Here is a 692-nt window from a genome sequence, read left to right as displayed (position 1 = left end):
GCATAAATCTGACTGCTTCCCCAATCTTGTTTCTTACAATCGATTCGTAGAGCTTATGAAGCAGGCATTGATACCATTGACTGTTTATCAAGACTCAGTGCATGGGGCAGCCAACCGGGTTGTCATTTATTGATTCCACGCCAATAGTCGTTTGTGATAATCACCGGATTAAAAGCCACAAGGTGTTCTCGGAAGAGGCGAAGCGAGGAAAAACATCTACAGGCTGGCAGTTTGGCCTCAAGCTTCATCTTGTCATTAACCATCTGGGGGATATTCTGTCGTTTTGGTACGCCCGGCATGGGCATGAACTGATGGGGTGAAAGTCCCCTGTGGGAGAACCTACATCTGACTGGCGGTAAAGACGCCTGCTGATCACAACCACTAGCTTAAGGCAAGTGCAGTCCCGCGAGGGGCTGTGCGGAGGCAGTCTGAGTGCAAAGGTGCGAGCCGACGTACAGAAATCGCATACAAGGCTGAGTCTCTGGGCGAGTGAGCCAAAGATTACGAAGCCCCCAGGTTCGTGAGACACGGTAAATGCGGCGGTTGTGCACTGAAAGTTCATGTCCTTATCCGGGGAGATCTGTCCAACATGCGATTGGTAATTCCCAGTTCTCAGCCACTGGTTACAACAGGCTCGGCGAACAGGTCTCATCATCCTGTTCGAGCAAACCCGATGGCAACCAATAGCGCCA

Annotated in this window: 1 protein-coding gene; it reads left to right on the top strand. The window is 51.0% G+C overall.

Annotated elements, in window-relative coordinates; all coding sequences use genetic code 11:
* The first annotated feature begins 101 nt into the window (after positions 1–101).
* Entirely contained in the window at positions 102–320 is a 219-nt protein-coding gene (locus J7438_RS26635; RefSeq protein WP_209279040.1) for a transposase, read from the top strand.
* Positions 321–692: the final 372 nt, after the last annotated feature.

The organism is Thalassotalea sp. G20_0, from assembly GCF_017744175.1.
GTDB lineage: Bacteria > Pseudomonadota > Gammaproteobacteria > Pseudomonadales > Endozoicomonadaceae > Endozoicomonas.
This window is presented reverse-complemented; position numbering and strand designations above follow the sequence as displayed.

Excerpts from the sequence above, each read along its gene's own strand:
- J7438_RS26635 (WP_209279040.1), top strand. The coding sequence starts at position 102 with ATGGGGCAGCCAACCGGGTTGTCATTTATTGATTCCACGCCAATAGTC.